General features: G+C 63.7%; 18 protein-coding genes. 14 read left to right on the forward strand and 4 right to left on the reverse strand.

Going from position 1 to position 16785, the window contains the following annotated elements:
* Positions 1–61 precede the first annotated feature (61 nt).
* Positions 62–529 (forward strand): VUT family protein, encoded by a 468-nt coding sequence (locus CAG22_RS08855; RefSeq protein ID WP_003252131.1) that lies wholly within the window; start codon positions 62–64, stop codon positions 527–529.
* Positions 530–605: 76 nt separating this feature from the next.
* Positions 606–1787, forward strand: a complete 1182-nt coding sequence (gene purT / locus CAG22_RS08860; protein ID WP_085705314.1) for a formate-dependent phosphoribosylglycinamide formyltransferase — start codon at positions 606–608, stop codon at positions 1785–1787.
* A 32-nt stretch (positions 1788–1819) separates the two neighbouring features.
* On the opposite strand, the gene CAG22_RS08865 is transcribed toward purT, so the two are convergent.
* From CAG22_RS08865 to CAG22_RS08875, 3 genes are all read right to left on the reverse strand, one after another.
* On the reverse strand, positions 1820–3121 hold the full coding sequence (locus CAG22_RS08865; RefSeq protein ID WP_085705316.1) for an MFS transporter: 1302 nt from the start codon (positions 3119–3121) through the stop codon (positions 1820–1822).
* Positions 3122–3396: 275 nt separating this feature from the next.
* Positions 3397–4602: a transporter associated domain-containing protein gene (locus CAG22_RS08870; protein ID WP_085705317.1), complete on the reverse strand. Its 1206-nt coding sequence runs from the start codon at positions 4600–4602 to the stop codon at positions 3397–3399.
* Between the two features lie 9 nt (positions 4603–4611).
* Positions 4612–5421 carry an inner membrane protein YpjD gene (locus tag CAG22_RS08875; protein WP_025337912.1) on the reverse strand — a complete coding sequence of 270 codons (810 nt, stop codon included), beginning with the start codon at positions 5419–5421 and terminating at the stop codon, positions 4612–4614.
* Positions 5422–5745: 324 nt separating this feature from the next.
* On the opposite strand from CAG22_RS08875, the gene ffh reads away from it, so the two are divergent.
* The 12 genes from ffh (at position 5746) to CAG22_RS08935 (ending at position 15648) form a co-directional block, all read left to right on the forward strand.
* Positions 5746–7122: a signal recognition particle protein gene (gene ffh, locus CAG22_RS08880; RefSeq protein ID WP_013971189.1), complete on the forward strand. Its 1377-nt coding sequence runs from the start codon at positions 5746–5748 to the stop codon at positions 7120–7122.
* Positions 7123–7381: 259 nt separating this feature from the next.
* On the forward strand, positions 7382–7633 hold the full coding sequence (gene rpsP, locus CAG22_RS08885) for a 30S ribosomal protein S16 (RefSeq protein WP_003259424.1): 252 nt from the start codon (positions 7382–7384) through the stop codon (positions 7631–7633).
* 5 nt (positions 7634–7638) lie between these two features.
* Positions 7639–8175 (forward strand): ribosome maturation factor RimM, encoded by a 537-nt coding sequence (gene rimM, locus CAG22_RS08890; protein ID WP_025337913.1) that lies wholly within the window; start codon positions 7639–7641, stop codon positions 8173–8175.
* Between the two features lie 3 nt (positions 8176–8178).
* Positions 8179–8931, forward strand: coding sequence for a tRNA (guanosine(37)-N1)-methyltransferase TrmD (trmD, locus tag CAG22_RS08895; RefSeq protein WP_003252146.1), 753 nt, complete (start codon positions 8179–8181; stop codon positions 8929–8931).
* Between the two features lie 42 nt (positions 8932–8973).
* Complete coding sequence (rplS, locus tag CAG22_RS08900) at positions 8974–9324, forward strand: 50S ribosomal protein L19 (protein WP_003252148.1); 351 nt, start codon at positions 8974–8976, stop codon at positions 9322–9324.
* Positions 9325–9418: 94 nt separating this feature from the next.
* On the forward strand, positions 9419–9826 hold the full coding sequence (locus CAG22_RS08905) for an acyl-CoA thioesterase (RefSeq protein WP_085705319.1): 408 nt from the start codon (positions 9419–9421) through the stop codon (positions 9824–9826).
* Positions 9827–9997: 171 nt separating this feature from the next.
* The gene (gene xerD, locus CAG22_RS08910) at positions 9998–10894 is read left to right on the forward strand and encodes a site-specific tyrosine recombinase XerD (RefSeq protein ID WP_085587602.1); all 897 of its coding nucleotides are present in this window, start codon (positions 9998–10000) and stop codon (positions 10892–10894) included.
* A 153-nt stretch (positions 10895–11047) separates the two neighbouring features.
* The gene (locus tag CAG22_RS08915; protein WP_025337916.1) at positions 11048–11791 is read left to right on the forward strand and encodes a thioredoxin fold domain-containing protein; all 744 of its coding nucleotides are present in this window, start codon (positions 11048–11050) and stop codon (positions 11789–11791) included.
* Between the two features lie 83 nt (positions 11792–11874).
* Positions 11875–13179 carry a homoserine dehydrogenase gene (locus tag CAG22_RS08920; protein ID WP_046616085.1) on the forward strand — a complete coding sequence of 435 codons (1305 nt, stop codon included), beginning with the start codon at positions 11875–11877 and terminating at the stop codon, positions 13177–13179.
* Positions 13180–13237: 58 nt separating this feature from the next.
* Positions 13238–14647 carry a threonine synthase gene (thrC, locus tag CAG22_RS08925; RefSeq protein ID WP_010952565.1) on the forward strand — a complete coding sequence of 470 codons (1410 nt, stop codon included), beginning with the start codon at positions 13238–13240 and terminating at the stop codon, positions 14645–14647.
* Positions 14648–14867: 220 nt separating this feature from the next.
* A complete protein-coding gene (locus CAG22_RS08930; protein ID WP_085587604.1) occupies positions 14868–15287 on the forward strand; it encodes a response regulator in 420 nt (139 codons plus the stop codon).
* A 79-nt stretch (positions 15288–15366) separates the two neighbouring features.
* Positions 15367–15648: a DUF3509 domain-containing protein gene (locus CAG22_RS08935; protein ID WP_061303183.1), complete on the forward strand. Its 282-nt coding sequence runs from the start codon at positions 15367–15369 to the stop codon at positions 15646–15648.
* Between the two features lie 252 nt (positions 15649–15900).
* On the opposite strand, the gene CAG22_RS08940 is transcribed toward CAG22_RS08935, so the two are convergent.
* Entirely contained in the window at positions 15901–16776 is an 876-nt protein-coding gene (locus CAG22_RS08940) for a TIGR02285 family protein (RefSeq protein ID WP_085587606.1), read from the reverse strand.
* Positions 16777–16785: the final 9 nt, after the last annotated feature.

The following is a 16785-nucleotide window of genomic DNA, read 5'->3' on the forward strand; positions in this document are numbered from 1 at the left end:
GCGGGTTTACCCGCGAACCAGCCAGCGGTAATCTGTGCGGCTTGCCCACAGACTACCCGCCATGTTCTATCTGATTGCCTACATCAGCAGCGTAGTGCTGATCAACTACGCCTTCTCCAGCGCGCCACACCTGGACATCATCTGGTCCGCCTGGGGCGGCCTGGTGTTCATCCTGCGCGACATGGTGCAGACCCGCTTCGGCCATGGCGCCCTGGTCGCCATGCTGGCGGCGCTGGTGCTGTCCTATGTCACTTCGGAACCGGCCATCGCCCTGGCCAGCGCCACCGCGTTCTTCATTTCCGAACTGATCGACTGGCTGGTGTTCAGCATCACCCGCCGGCCGCTGCGCGACCGCTTGTGGCTGAGTTCGGCGCTGAGCATCCCGGTGGACACCTTCATCTTCTTCGGCATGATCGGCGCCCTGACCCCAGCCGTGATCGGCACCGCCATGGCCTCGAAATTCGCCGGTGTCACCGCCGTGTGGCTGGCCATGGCATTTCGCGCCCGGCGGGCCGCCGTGGCGGGTTGATGGTGTAGAATAGCGGTCCTTTTTCAGCGGGCGGCGCCAAGCCTGGTGCGGCCCCGGACGCCTTCGAGGACCTGAAATGACCCGTATCGGAACCCCCTTGTCGCCCACCGCGACCCGTGTACTGCTCTGCGGCTGTGGCGAGCTGGGCAAGGAAGTGGTGATCGAGCTGCAGCGCCTGGGCGTCGAAGTGATCGCCGTCGACCGCTACGCCAATGCCCCGGCAATGCAGGTGGCGCACCGCAGCCACGTGGTCAACATGCTCGATGGCGTGGCCCTGCGCGCGGTGATCGAGGCCGAGAAGCCGCACTACATCGTCCCTGAAATCGAAGCCATCGCCACCGCCACCTTGGTCGAGCTGGAAAACGAAGGTTTCAACGTGGTGCCGACCGCCCGCGCCACCCAGCTCACCATGAACCGTGAAGGCATCCGCCGCCTGGCCGCCGAAGAGCTGGACCTGCCAACCTCGCCGTACCACTTCGCCGACACCTACGAAGACTACGCCAAGGCCGTGGCCGATGTCGGCTACCCGTGCGTGGTCAAGCCGGTGATGAGCTCGTCGGGCAAGGGCCAGAGCCTGCTGCGCAGCGATGCCGACCTGCAGAAGTCGTGGGACTACGCCCAGGAAGGCGGCCGCGCCGGCAAAGGCCGGGTCATCGTCGAGGGCTTCATCGACTTCGAATACGAAATCACCCTGCTGACCGTGCGCCATGTCGGCGGCACCACCTTCCTCGAGCCTGTCGGCCACCGCCAGGAGAAGGGCGACTACCAGGAATCGTGGCAGCCGCAGGCCATGAGCCCGAAGGCGCTGGCCGAGTCGCAGCGGGTGGCCAAGGCGGTCACCGATGCCCTGGGCGGTCGTGGCCTGTTTGGCGTGGAACTGTTCGTGAAGGGCGACCAGGTGTGGTTCAGCGAAGTCTCGCCACGCCCGCATGACACCGGCCTGGTGACCCTGATTTCCCAGGACCTGTCGCAGTTCGCCCTGCATGCCCGGGCCATTCTTGGCCTGCCGATTCCGGTAGTGCGCCAGTTCGGCCCTTCGGCTTCGGCGGTGATCTTGCCCGAGGGGCAGTCGCAGCAGACCAGCTTTGCCAACCTGGGTGCGGCGCTGAGCGAGCCGGATACCGCCATTCGCCTGTTCGGCAAGCCGGAAATCAACGGTACCCGCCGCATGGGCGTGTGCCTGGCGCGTGACGAGTCGGTCGAAGCGGCGCGTGCCAAGGCGACCCGTGCTTCGCAGGCGGTCAAGATCGAGTTCTGATCCGATTGGGGCTGCGTTGCGGCCCCAATTACTTACAGCTGCGTATTGCGGGTCTCTTTCAGGCACAGCACGGCAATCAAGCTGATCACCGCCGCCACCGACACATAACCCCCCACCCAGCTCAACCCACCCATGCTCACCAGCTTCTGGGCAAAGAACGGTGCCGCCGAGGCGCCGACGATGCCGCCCAGGTTATACGCCGCCGAAGCGCCGGTATAACGCACGTGGGTCGGGAACAGTTCAGGCAGCAGTGCCCCCATCGGCGCAAAGGTCACGCCCATCAGGAACAGTTCGATGGCCAGGAACAGCGCCACGCCTGCGGTCGACCCCGAAGTCAGCAGCGGTTCCATGGCAAAGCCTGATGCCACCGCCAGCAGGCCGCCGACGATCAGCACCGGTTTGCGCCCGTAGCGGTCGCTGAGCCAGGCCGACAGTGGTGTGGCCAGGGCCATGAACACCACCGCGAAGCACAGCAGGCCAAGGAACGTCTCGCGGCTGTAGCCCAGCGTGGTCACGCCATAGCTCAACGAGAACACCGTGGAGATGTAGAACAGCGCGTAGCACACCACCATCGCCGCTGCGCCCAGCAGGGTCGGCAGCCAGTATCTGGAAAACAGGTCGACCACCGGCATTTTCACCCGCTCGTGGCGGGCGACGGCCTTGGCGAATACCGGGCTTTCTTCAAGCTTCAGGCGCACATACAGGCCCACCAGTACCAGCGCGGCGCTGAGCAGGAACGGAATGCGCCAGCCCCACTCGCGGAACTGCTCGTCGCTGAGCACCAGGGCCAGGGTCAGGAACAGGCCGTTGGCGGCCAAAAAGCCGATCGACGGGCCCAGCTGCGGGAACATACCGAACCAGGCGCGCTTGCCTTCCGGCGCGTTCTCGGTGGCCAGCAAGGCCGCGCCACCCCATTCGCCACCCAGGCCCAGGCCTTGGCCAAAGCGCAGCAGGCAGAGGATGATCGGCGCCCATACACCAATGCTGTCATAGCCCGGCAGCACGCCGATGGCCGTGGTGGACACGCCCATCAGCAGCAGCGAGGCGACCAGGGTCGACTTGCGGCCGATACGGTCGCCAAAGTGGCCGAACAGTGCCGAGCCCAGCGGGCGCGCCAGGAAGGCGATACCGAAGGTGAGGAAGGCCGCCAGCATCTGCGCGGTGCCCGACCCGGACGGGAAGAACACCGGGCCGATCACCAGGGCGGCGGCAGTGGCGTAGACGTAGAAATCGTAGAACTCGATGGCGGTGCCGATGAAGCTGGCGGTGGCTACCCGCGCGGGCGAGTTGACCGGTGCGGCAGGCGCTTCGGCATAGGTGCTGCTGGTTGTCATTGAATAGGTCCCTGACAGTCTGGTCCGGCTCCATTGGGATAAGCCCCGCGGCGTGCAATGCAAAAGGGCAGGCACGGTGGCACGGGCGCCGGAGCGTTTTGTTGTTGTGTGCGCCCGACTGACGATAGCCCAAGGGGGATAGGGGCGGGGGCGGGCACTGTTCGGGGTGTTGAAGCAGGACCGCAGGGCGTGTCAGTGGAGCGGACTGGCCGTGGAGCGCCGGGTGCGGGTAGCAGGCGGGACGGCGGGGCTGGGTAAGCGTGACCCGAGTATAGCTATCGGGTCACGGTCCACACCAGTACCTTGCTGGCACAATTGTCCTCTGTTTCGAGGATTTCCAGGCGATAGCGGCCGATCTTCAGGCAAACGGCGCTTTCCGGGATGCTTTCCAGCGCTTCGGTGACCAGCCCGTTGAGGGTCTTCGGCCCGCCGTCGCAGGGCAGGTGCCAGCCCAGGCTGCGGTTGATCTCGCGCAGCGAAGCAGTGCCGTCGATGACGAAGGTGCCATCGGGCTGCGGGTGCACGTGAGGGTTGTCCAGGCTGTGTTCATCCTCGAACTCGCCAACGATCTCCTCGAGGATGTCTTCCAGGGTGACGATGCCCAGCACTTCGCCGTACTCGTCCACCACCACGCCCATGCGGCGCTGCTGTTTGTGGAAGTTCAGCAGCTGCATTTGCAGGGGCGTGCTCTCGGGCACGAAATAGGGCTCGTAGCAGGCGCCGAGCAGCATCTCCAAGGTCAGTTCGGCCTTGGGCAGCAGGTGGCTGATCAGCTTGGTATTGAGGATTGCTTCAACCTGGTTGATGTCGCTGTGGTACACCGGCAGGCGGGTGTGGCGGCTGACGATCAGTTGTTCGATGATGCGCTCGATCGGCTCGTCGAGGCTGATGCCGTCCACTTCGTTGCGCGGTACCAGGATGTCGTTGACGGTCATCTTGTCCAGTGACTGCAGGCCGTCGAGCAGGCCGTGACGCGGTGCTTCGTGTTCCTCATCCTCGTCGAACTCGTCGGCTTCCTGCGGGTGCAGGGCCACGGCCGTGGGTTGCACGCGGAACGGACGCAGGATCAGCTTGGCAATGCCATCCAGCAGGTAGGCCAGCGGTTGCAACAGGGCGAGGGGTACTTTCAGCAGGCTGGTGCCGAGGCTGACGAACGCCTGCGGGTTGCGCCGGGCCAGACGCCGCGGCAGGTATTCGGCAAACACCAGCAGGACGAGGGTGGCGGCCAAACCGGCCAGCCAGAAGCCGTGCTCGCCGCTATGGCGCTGGCCAACCAGGCAGGCCAGGCCCAGCACCAGCAGCTTGCCCAGGCTGGCGCACAGCACCAGGGCCTGGGCCGGCAGCACGGGCTGGCCGTCCTCGCCGGTGCGCGGCGCGCCATTGAGTTGCAGGCGGGCGGCATCCACTGCGGTAAACAGCGCCGACCACAACAGCGCCAGTGCCAGGGTGCCGAATAGCGGTGCGTACGGCAGGGTATCCATGGGCGGCCGTCAGATATGCAGGATGAATTCGCGAACCAGCTTGCTGCCGAAATAGGCCAGCATCAGCAGGCAGAAACCGGCCAGCGTCCAGCGGATGGCCTTGTGGCCACGCCAGCCCAGGCGGGTGCGGCCCCACAGCAGCACGCTGAATACCACCCAGGCGACACAGGCCAGCAGGGTCTTGTGTGCCAGGTGCTGGGCGAACAGGTTGTCGAGGAACAGCCAGCCGGAGATCAGCGACAGCGACAGCAGGCACCAGCCGGCCCAGAGGAAGCCGAACAGCAGGCTTTCCATGGTTTGCAGCGGCGGGAAGTTGCGGATCAGCCCGGACGGGTGCTTGTTCTTCAGCTGGCGGTCCTGCAGCAGCAACAGCAGTGCCTGGAACACCGCGATGGTGAACAGCCCGTAGGCCAGGATCGACAGCAGGATATGCGCGAGGATGCCCGGCTCTTCGTTGACCAGCGGCACCGTGCCGGGGGGCGCGAACTGGGCCAGCAGTGCGGTCACCGCGCCCAGCGGGAACAGCAGCACCAGCAGGTTTTCCACGGGTATGCGCAAGCAGGCCAGCAGAGTCAGGGCGATGACCGCCACGGCGATCAGGCTGGCGGCACTGAAGAAATCCAGGCTCAGGCCCAGCGGGGTGATCAGCTGGAAGAACAGCGCTCCGGCCTGGGCGAGTACCGCGAAGGCACCCAGCAGGGCAAGCAGGCGCTTGTCGGCCTTGCGGTTCTGGGCAAGGTAAGAGCCCTGGTAGATTGCCGCAGCTATATATAGGCCGGCGGCGATCAGGTTGGGGATGAGGCTGGGTGAGGAGAACATAAGTCCTGGTTGGCGAGCCTTAAAGAGACGGAGTTTGGCATAGATCCCGCCGCTCTAGGAAGACTGCACGCTTGTGTCGGGGCATTCGCGGGCACGCCCGCTCCCACAGGGATCGCGCCGCTCTTCAGGGTGGTGGTGTACCTGTGGGAGCGGGCTTGCCCGCGAAGAGGCCGGCACAGCCACCGAATATCTACCAGGCCGCCAGCAAGGTGTGCGCCGCCGCCGCACTTCGCTATAATCGCCGCCTTGCTGCGCCCGGCGGGTATGCATTCCCCCCTGGGCGCCTGACAAACCTCGGCTTTTACTGGGCCTGAAAGGATCACCATGTTCGAAAACCTGACCGACCGCCTGTCACAGACGCTGCGCCATGTCACCGGCAAGGCCAAGCTGACCGAAGACAACATCAAGGACACGCTGCGCGAAGTGCGCATGGCCCTGCTCGAGGCCGACGTTGCCCTGCCGGTGGTCAAGGATTTCGTCAACAGCGTCAAGGACCGTGCAGTCGGCACCGAAGTGTCGCGCAGCCTGACCCCGGGCCAGGCGTTCGTGAAGATCGTCCAGGCCGAGCTGGAAAGCCTGATGGGCGCGGCCAACGAAGACCTCGCGCTGAACGCCGCCCCGCCCGCCGTGGTGCTGATGGCCGGCCTGCAGGGCGCCGGTAAGACCACCACCGCCGGCAAGCTGGCGCGCTTCCTCAAGGAGCGCAAGAAAAAGAGCGTGATGGTGGTGTCCGCCGACGTCTACCGCCCGGCGGCGATCAAGCAGCTGGAAACCCTGGCCAACGACATCGGCGTCACCTTCTTCCCGTCCGACATCAGCCAGAAGCCGGTGGCCATCGCCGAAGCGGCCATCCGCGAAGCCAAGCTGAAGTTCATCGACGTGGTCATCGTCGACACCGCCGGCCGTCTGCACATCGACGCCGACATGATGGACGAGATCAAGGCGCTGCATGCCGCGGTCAAGCCGATCGAGACCCTGTTCGTGGTCGACGCCATGACCGGCCAGGACGCCGCCAACACCGCCAAGGCCTTTGGCGAGGCGCTGCCACTGACCGGCGTGGTGCTGACCAAGGTCGACGGTGACGCCCGTGGCGGTGCCGCGCTGTCGGTGCGTGCCATCACCGGCAAGCCGATCAAGTTCATCGGTATGGGCGAGAAGACCGAAGCCCTCGAACCGTTCCACCCCGACCGCGTCGCCTCGCGCATCCTCGGCATGGGTGACGTGCTCAGCCTGATCGAGCAGGCCGAGCAGAACATCGACAAGGCCAAGGCCGACAAGCTGGCCAAGAAGCTGAAGAAGGGCAAGGGCTTCGACCTCGAAGACTTCCGCGACCAGCTGCAGCAGATGAAGAACATGGGCGGCCTCGGCGGCCTGATGGACAAGCTGCCGAGCATCGGCGGGGTCAACCTGTCGCAGATGGGCAACGCCCAGGGCGCCGCCGAGAAGCAGTTCAAGCAGATGGAAGCGATCATCAACTCCATGACCCCGGCCGAGCGCCGTGATCCGGAGCTGATCAGCGGCTCGCGCAAGCGCCGTATCGCCATCGGCTCCGGCACCCAGGTGCAGGACGTCGGCCGCCTGATCAAGCAGCACAAGCAAATGCAGAAGATGATGAAGAAATTCTCCGCCAAGGGCGGCATGGCCAAGATGATGCGCGGCCTGGGCGGGATGCTGCCGGGCGGCGGCATGCCGAAGCTGTAAACCCTATTCCGGGGGCCTGCCGTTTGTCCGGCAGGCGCCCAGAACCCCCGCCGTGGCGGGGCAATGGCCGCGGATTTCGCGGCTCAACCGGCAGATCTGGACGGCAGGGCAGGGCCTTGCCGAAAAAGTCATTTGCAAATGTCCGTGTATTCCCCGAGAATATGCGGCCTTTTGGGCACCCGTGTGCCTATTTGGCATTCAGATTTGCAGTACCAGCTGCTGTATCAACTGCAGCACCGACTATAGGAACGATGTTCACATGGTAACCATTCGTCTGGCCCGTGGCGGCTCGAAAAAGCGCCCATTCTACCACCTGACCGTGACCAACTCGCGTAACGCCCGTGACGGCCGTTTCGTTGAGCGCGTAGGTTTCTTCAACCCGATCGCTGCTGGCGCCGAAGTCAAGCTGTCGGTCAACCAAGAGCGCGTCAACTACTGGCTGAGCCAGGGTGCACAGCCGTCTGAGCGCGTTGCTCAGCTGCTGAAGGACGCTGCCAAGGCTGCTGCCTGAGTAGTATGAACGCGACGCCAGAAAAGGCTGACGACCTCATCGTCGTTGGCAAGATTTTTTCGGTTCACGGCGTTCGCGGCGAGGTGAAGGTGTATTCCTTTACCGATCCGATTGAAAACCTGTTGGATTATCCACGCTGGACGCTTCGGCACGAAGGCAAGGTAAAGCAGGTCGAGCTGGTCAACGGTCGTGGCTCCCAGAAGGGCCTGGTCGTGAAACTGAAAGGCCTCGATGATCGTGATGAAGCCCGTCTTCTGAGCGGTTACGAAATCTGCATTCCGCGGAGCCTTTTGCCCAACCTGGCTGCTGACGAGTACTACTGGTACCAGTTGGTGGGCCTGAAGGTCATCAACCAGGACGAACAACTGTTCGGCAAGGTCGATCACCTGTTGGAGACCGGTGCGAACGATGTAATGGTGGTCAAGCCCTGCGCAGGCAGCCTGGATGATCGCGAGCGTCTGTTGCCCTATACGGCGCAATGCGTGCTCGACATCGACCTGGAAGCGGGCGTGATGCGGGTTGAATGGGACGCGGACTTCTAAACGATGGGTAACCTTCGCGTAGACGTCATCACGTTGTTCCCCGAGATGTTCTCGGCCATCACGGAGTACGGCATTACCAGCCGCGCGGTGAAACAGGGGTTGCTTCAGGTGACTTGCTGGAACCCGCGGGACTACACCACAGATCGTCACCACACGGTGGATGATCGGCCGTTTGGCGGTGGTCCGGGCATGGTGATGAAAATCAAGCCTCTGGAAGACGCCCTGGTTAGCGCCAGGCAAGCGACCGGAGCAGCGGCGAAGGTGATCTACCTTTCGCCACAAGGCCGCAAGCTGACTCAGCAGGCGGTCAAAGGCCTGGCCGAACAGGAATCGTTGATCCTGATCGCCGGTCGTTATGAAGGCATCGACGAGCGCTTTATCGAGGCTCATGTCGATGAGGAGTGGTCGATTGGCGACTATGTGCTTTCCGGTGGCGAGCTGCCGGCCATGGTACTGATCGATGCGGTTACACGGCTGCTGCCCGGAGCTTTAGGGCATGTGGACTCGGCGGAAGAGGATTCCTTCACCGACGGTCTGCTCGATTGCCCGCACTACACCCGGCCTGAGGTGTATGCGGATCAGCGTGTTCCCGACGTGTTGCTAAGTGGCAACCATGCACACATCCGGCGTTGGAGAATGAAGCAGTCCCTTGGTAGGACCTTCGAACGACGCGCCGATCTTCTGGAAAGTCGCTCGCTTTCTGGAGAAGAGAAGAAGCTGCTCGAGGAATATCTCCGCGAGCGGGACGATAGTTAAACGTATCGATGGTGGATCACGTATCCATCTTAGGAGCACAGCATGACCAACAAGATCATCCAGCAGCTCGAAGCCGAGCAGATGAGCAAGGAAATCCCGACCTTCGCACCAGGCGACACCGTTGTCGTTCAGGTTAAAGTGAAGGAAGGTGAGCGTTCCCGTCTGCAGGCGTTCGAAGGCGTCGTTATCGCCAAGCGTAACCGCGGTCTGAACAGCGCCTTCACCGTGCGCAAGATCTCCAGCGGCGTTGGCGTAGAGCGTACCTTCCAGACCTACAGCCCGCAAATCGACAGCCTGGCCGTGAAACGTCGTGGTGACGTGCGTAAAGCCAAGCTGTACTACCTGCGCGACCTGTCCGGCAAAGCCGCTCGCATCAAGGAAAAACTGTCCTGAGTGCAGTTTGCCCGGTGGCCAAGGCCGCCTAGCGAGAAAAAAGCAGCCTTCGGGCTGCTTTTTTGCGTTTTGAACCCCCGAAGATGTGATTGCCATGAATACCCGAGACCAGGAAATCCTGCGCCGCACCGAGCTGTCGGTGACCCGCGTGACCAAGGCGGTGTTCCCCAACACCACCAACCACCACAACACCCTGTTCGGCGGCACCGCCCTGGCCTGGATGGACGAAGTGTCGTTCATCGCCGCCACGCGCTTCTGCCGCCTGCCGCTGGTGACCGTGTCCACTGATCGCATCGACTTCAAGCACCCGATCCCGGCGGGCTCGATCGTCGAGTTGGTGGGGTCGGTCATCAAGGTGGGTAATACCAGCTTGCAGGTGCAGGTGGATGTGTTCGTCGAGAACATGTACCTGGATGGCCGCGAGCGAGCGATTCATGGGGTGTTCAGCTTCGTCGCCATCGACGAGGACAAGCGCCCGGTGCCGGTTTTGCCCCAGGCCTGAGTTCTCCTGCACTGGCCCTTTCGCGGGCGCGCCCGCTCCCACAAGTACTGCAAAGCATTCAAAGCCTGTGGAGGTCCTGTGGGAGCGGGCGTGCCCGCGAAGAGGCCGGTACAGACAACCCCCAAGGTGCTGTGAAACACTAGCCCCACCTCCAACACCCAGCAGCCCCGAATGCCCGCCCTAGACCACCCCCTGATCGACCAGTTCCTCGACGCCCTGTGGCTTGAAAAGGGCCTGTCCGACAACACCCGCATGTCCTACCGCAGCGACCTGGCTCTGTTCAACGGCTGGCTGCAGGAACACGGCGTCAGCTTGCCCGACGCCGGCCGCGACCTGATTCTCGACCACCTGGCCTGGCGCCTCGACCAGGGCTACAAGCCGCGCTCCACGGCACGCTTCCTGTCCGGCCTGCGCGGCTTCTTCCGCTACCTGCTGCGGGAAAAGCTGGTGGCCATCGACCCGACCCTGCAAGTGGACATGCCGCAACTGGGCAAGCCGCTGCCCAAGTCGTTGTCCGAAGCCGACGTCGAAGCCTTGCTGCAGGCCCCGGACCTGAGCGAAGCCATCGGCCAGCGTGACCGCGCCATGCTCGAAGTGCTTTACGCCTGTGGCCTGCGGGTCACCGAACTGGTCAGCCTGGCCCTCGACCAGGTCAACCTGCGCCAGGGCGTGCTGCGGGTGATGGGCAAGGGCAGCAAGGAGCGCCTGGTGCCCATGGGCGAAGAGGCGGTGGTGTGGCTGCAACGCTACCTGCGCGATGGCCGCGCCGAACTGCTCAATGGCCGCCCCAGCGATGTCTTGTTCCCCAGCCAGCGTGGCGAGCAGATGACCCGCCAGACCTTCTGGCATCGCATCAAGCACCATGCCCGGGTCGCCGGCATCGACAAACCGCTGTCGCCGCACACCCTGCGCCATGCCTTCGCTACTCATCTGCTCAACCATGGCGCCGACCTGCGCGTGGTGCAGATGCTGCTGGGCCACAGTGATCTGTCGACCACGCAGATCTACACCCATGTCGCCAAGGCCCGCCTGCAGCAATTGCACGCCCAGCACCACCCGCGTGGATGAATGTTTTTCATGTTCCGCCGACCGGTCCTTGCAAGGCCCTTCACCGGCGGTGTGATGTGGTAGGCTTGGGCGGTTTGCACCAAGGGCCGCACGGTCACCGCGTATTTTCCGCAGGTGGCGCCCTCCGGCCCCTGTCCGCCTTCAGGAGTTCCCATGCGCGTGACCCAGTTTTTCGCCGCCGCCGCGTTGGCGCTGGCCAGTACCTTTGCCGTTGCTGCGGCAACCGACAGCAATGCCACTGCCGAGCAGGCCATCCGTAAGTCGTTGCAGAACCTCGAGCTGGAAGTGCCCGTCGAAAGCGTGGCCAGCAGCCCGGTCAGTGGCCTGTATGAAGTCAAGCTGCAGGGCGGCCGCGTGCTTTATGCCAGCGGCGACGGCCAGTTCGTGATGCAGGGCTACCTGTTCCAGATCCAGGACGGCAAGCCGGTCAACCTCACCGAGAAGACCGAGCGCCTGGGCATTGCCAAGCTCATCAACGGCATTCCAGCCGCCGAGATGGTGGTTTATCCTGCCAAGGGCGAGACCAAGTCGCACATCACGGTATTCACCGACACCACCTGCCCGTACTGCCACAAGCTGCACGCCGAGGTGCCCGAGCTCAACCGCCGCGGTATCGAAGTGCGCTATGTCGCCTTCCCGCGTCAGGGCCTCGGTTCGCCGGGTGACCAGCAGTTGCAGGCCGTCTGGTGTTCCAGCGACCGCCGTGCGGCGATGGACAAGATGGTCGAGGGTGAGGAAATCAAGGCCGCCAAGTGCGCCAACCCGGTCAGCAAGCAGTTCCAGCTGGGCCAGTCGATCGGCGTCAACGGCACGCCGGCGATCGTCCTTGAAAGCGGCCAGGTCATTCCGGGCTACCAGCCGGCACCGCAGGTCGCCAAGCTGGCACTGGCCAAGTAATCCAATTCAGTACGCCGTCGTCATGGGGTGACGGCATGTTTCACGGTCGGCATAGGTGTCGGCCGTTCAATGGGGAGTTCACAGTGAAACCGGTCAAAGTAGGCATCTGTGGGTTGGGGACCGTCGGTGGCGGAACCTTCAATGTACTTCAGCGCAACGCCGAGGAGATCGCCCGCCGTGCCGGGCGCGGTATTGAAGTGGCACAGATTGCCATGCGCTCGCAGAACCCGAACTGCCAGATTACCGGTACCCCCATTACCGCTGATGTGTTCGAAGTTGCGAGCAACCCGGAGATCGACATTGTCATCGAGCTGATCGGTGGCTACACCGTGGCCCGCGAACTGGTGCTCAAGGCCATCGAAAACGGCAAGCACGTGGTCACCGCCAACAAGGCGCTGATTGCCGTGCACGGCAATGAAATCTTCGCCAAGGCCCGCGAGAAGGGCGTGATCGTCGCCTTCGAGGCGGCCGTGGCCGGTGGCATCCCGGTGATCAAGGCCATCCGCGAAGGCCTGTCGGCCAACCACATCAACTGGCTGGCCGGCATCATCAACGGCACCGGCAACTTCATCCTCACCGAAATGCGTGAGAAGGGCCGCGCCTTCCCGGACGTGCTGGCCGAAGCCCAGGCGCTGGGTTACGCCGAAGCCGACCCAACTTTCGACGTTGAAGGCATCGATGCCGCGCACAAGTTGACCATCCTGGCTTCGATCGCTTTCGGCATCCCGCTGCAATTCGACAAGGCCTACACCGAAGGCATTACCCAGCTGACCACTGCTGACGTGAATTATGCCGAGGCCCTGGGCTACCGCATCAAGCACCTGGGTGTGGCCCGCCGCACTGCCGAAGGTATCGAGCTGCGCGTACACCCGACGCTTATCCCGGCCGACCGCCTGATCGCCAACGTCAACGGCGTGATGAACGCCGTCATGGTCAATGGCGACGCCGCCGGTTCCACCCTGTACTACGGCGCCGGTGCCGGCATGGAGCCTACCGCTTCGTCGGTGGTCGGCGATCTGGTCGATGTGGTCCGTGCCATGACCTCCGACCCGGAAAACCGCGTGCCGCACCTGGCCTTCCAGCCGGATTCGCTGTCGGCCCACCCGATCCTGCCGATCGAGGCCTGTGAAAGCGCCTACTACTTGCGCATCCAGGCCAAGGATCACCCTGGCGTACTGGCCCAGGTGGCCAGCATCCTCTCGGAGCGTGGCATCAACATCGAGTCGATCATGCAGAAGGAAGCCGAGGAACAGGACGGCCTGGTGCCGATGATCCTGCTGACCCATCGCGTGGTCGAGCAGCGTATCAACGACGCCATCGTCGCCCTGGAAGCCCTGCAGGACGTGGTCGGCAAGGTCGTGCGCATTCGCGTCGAGCAGCTCAACTAACAATAGTGCCGGCGGGCCGCCAGTGCGGCCCCGGCCCCAGCATCGAAGGTTTGCACCCATGCGCTATATCAGTACCCGCGGCCAGGCTCCGGCCCTCAATTTCGAAGACGTCCTGCTGGCTGGCCTGGCCAGCGACGGCGGCCTGTACGTCCCGGAAAACCTGCCACGCTTCACCCAGGAAGAAATCGCCTCGTGGGCCGGCCTGCCGTACCACGAACTTGCCTTCCGGGTGATGCGCCCGTTCGTCGAAGGCAGCATCGCCGACGCCGACTTCAAGAAGATCCTCGAAGAAACCTACGGCGAGTTCGCCCACGCCGCGGTTGCCCCGCTGCGTCAGCTGAACAGCAACGAGTGGGTGCTGGAGCTGTTCCACGGCCCGACCCTGGCGTTCAAGGACTTCGCCCTGCAACTGCTCGGCCGCCTGCTGGACCACGTGCTGGCCAAGCGCAACGAGCGCGTGGTGATCATTGGCGCCACCAGCGGTGACACCGGTTCCGCCGCCATCGAAGGTTGCCGCCGTTGCGACAACGTCGACATCTTCATCCTGCACCCGCACCAGCGCGTGTCGGAAGTGCAGCGCCGGCAGATGACCACCATCTTCGGCGACAACATCCATAACATCGCCATCGAAGGCAACTTCGACGACTGCCAGGAAATGGTCAAGGCCAGCTTCGCCGACCAGTCGTTCCTCAAGGGCACCCGCCTGGTTGCGGTCAACTCGATCAACTGGGCGCGGATCATGGCCCAGATCGTCTACTACTTCCACGCGGCCCTGCAACTGGGTGGCCCGGCGCGTTCCGTGGCGTTCTCGGTGCCGACCGGCAACTTCGGCGACATCTTCGCTGGCTACCTGGCACGTAACATGGGCCTGCCGGTCAGCCAGCTGATCGTCGCCACCAACCGCAACGACATCCTGCATCGCTTCATGAGCGGCAACCAGTACGTCAAGGAAACCCTGCACGCGACCCTGTCGCCGTCGATGGACATCATGGTCTCGTCCAACTTCGAGCGCCTGCTGTTCGACCTGCACGGCCGCAACGGCGGCGCCATTGCCGAACTGATGGCCAACTTCAAGCAAGGTGGCGGCTTCAGCGTCGAGCAAGACCGCTGGACCGAAGCGCGCAAGCTGTTCGACTCGCTGGCAGTGAGTGACGAGCAGACCTGCGAAACCATCGCCGAAGTGTTCGCCGCTACCGGCGAAGTGCTCGACCCGCACACCGCAATCGGCGTCAAGGCCGCCCGCGAGTGCCGCCGCAGCCTGGACACGCCGATGGTGGTGCTGGGTACCGCGCACCCGGTCAAGTTCCCGGAAGCGGTGGAGAAGGCCGGTGTTGGCAAGGCGCTGGAGCTGCCGGCGCACCTCAGCGACCTGTTCAGCCGTGAGGAGCGTTGCACGGTGCTGGCCAATGACCTGAAGGCTGTGCAGGGCTTTGTCAGCCAGCATGGCAACCGCGGCAAGCCGCTGTAAACATCGGGGCCGCACTGCGGCCCATCGCCGGCAAGCCAGCTCCCACCCCGACCGCATAGGCCCAAGGTCATGTGCAATCCCTGTGGGAGCTGGCTTGCCGGCGATGGGCTGCGGAGCAGCCCTAATTGTCCGAATCTTCCCACTGCTCCATCAGAAACATCCTATTCAGGCCGCCCAGCGCAACGCCTAATTTAGCCGGTCCTCCCATCAGGAGCGGCTCATGTACCAGCCCTACGTGTTGATCCACCAGGCTCGCCCATCCCATCAGATCCTCCTGCACCAGGCCCTCAATGCCCAAGGCATGTTCCATGTGCGCATCAGCGAAACCAGCGCAGACCTCGACGCCTGCCTGAACGCCGATCACCGCCCCGATCTGTTGATCCTTGACCACGCCATGCCAACCCGGGCCGGCCTTGCCTTGCTCGAACACCAGCACCGAACCCGCGCTTTGCTGTTCGTCGGCCAGGCTACCCCCAAGCGCCACAACCTTGCCCAAGAGGCCAGAAACCGGGGCCTGTGGGTGCTCGCCGAACTGCCCTGGCCGCTGTCGATGCCAAGCCTGCAGCGTGCCCTGCAAGCACTGCAGGCGCGCCCGTGGCGGCGTATTCAAACTGTCACGTCCGCCCCGCATGCTCACTGAAGCAGCCGCGGTGTAACGAACTTTCCGCTGCGTCTGTTGGTCAGTTCCTCTATATCCCACCACGCAGCGAGTGATCCGGATGGAAAGAATCTGCAGACTGCTCAACGAAGCCCTGACCCCCTATCAGACCCACCTCGGCGTCGCCGATGCCCAGGGTAATCGCCAATTGACCGTTCATGACCGCCTCGCCGGCATCACCCTGCGGCGCACGGTCAGCGAGCGCCAGTTGCAGGAACAAAGCCTGTTGATCGACCTGGTGGATGGCCTGCACCGCGACCTGCAGATCGCCGAAGGGCGTTTGCAGCCCTGTGTGATCGCGGCATTGCAGCAGCGCCAGCAACCCCATGGAACCTTTGCCTGAGTGGTTTATCAGACACTGTAGGGGCAGCCGGGCCAGTGCTTTGCTCCGGCGCTGGCAAGGCTGTCACGGGAAGCCCCCAAGGGCTTTCGCTTGGCCCCGGGCGTGTTTCCCCAGCGCCCGGGGTTTCTTTTTTGGGTTGCCTGCACCGGCCCTATCGCCGGCAAGCCAGCTCCCACAGATACTGCACATGGCTTGAGGTTGATTCGGTCGAGGTGGGAGCTGGCTTGCCGGCGATAGGGCCGGTGCAGGCAATCAGTGGTCTTCGAAGAAGCGCTTGCTCTCTTCCAGGTAGTCTTCCTGCAACGCCGGGTCCAGCCAGCGTGCATACAACCTCGGCAACACATCCCGGCGCAAGGCAGGCAGCAGTTGGTCGATGTGCGCAATCGCTTCACGCCCAAGCTCGCTATTCGAACAACCTACATGCAGAAACTGGTAGCGGTTCACCCCTTGCACAGGATGAAACCGGTAGTCAGTCAGTGCCCCGCCTTGCTGCTCCACCAGGTAGCGCACTTCGGGCCAGTAGCCGAGCACCATGCGCAGGCGCCCGAGCTGTTGCATCTGTAGCAGGTTGGCGGTGGCGTCGTTGCCGTAGTGGCGGCTGAACGCGGTGTCGGGCAACTGGCGCAGGATGGCGTCGATCTGCGTGCCATAGCTGCGCTCGGCGACAACCCCCAGCTTCAGCGGGGTCTTGCTCAGCAGGGCATGCAGGTCTACCTCCTGGCCGTCGAGGTAAGGCGCCACCAGCGCCTCGCTGTCCTTGCGCAGCACCAGGCCGCCACTGAGCACGCCCAGGGAGGGCACGGAAAACCGCACATATTCGGCGCGCTCCGGCGTCCACAGCAGGGTCGGGTCGCAGGTGAAGCTATTCAGGTCCTGCAGCATCTGGATGCCGCGGGCGCGGTTGACCCGCAGGATGCTGTGGTCGTACTCGGGCATCTGCCTGATCAGCAGGGGCAACAGCTGGTCGATCACCCCTTGGCCTTTTTCCGGCCCTTCCAGAATGGTGAACGGCGGCAGGTCGCGCACCAGCCAGAAGATGCGCTCCTTGGCAGTGGCAGGCTGCAACAGCAATGCGGGCAGCAGCCCGCACAGCAGGACCAGGTGACGTAGGCAACGGGCAGCGCGCATGGACCAGGG

Source organism: Pseudomonas sp. B8(2017) (genome assembly GCF_002113575.1).
Lineage (GTDB): Bacteria > Pseudomonadota > Gammaproteobacteria > Pseudomonadales > Pseudomonadaceae > Aquipseudomonas > Aquipseudomonas putida_Z.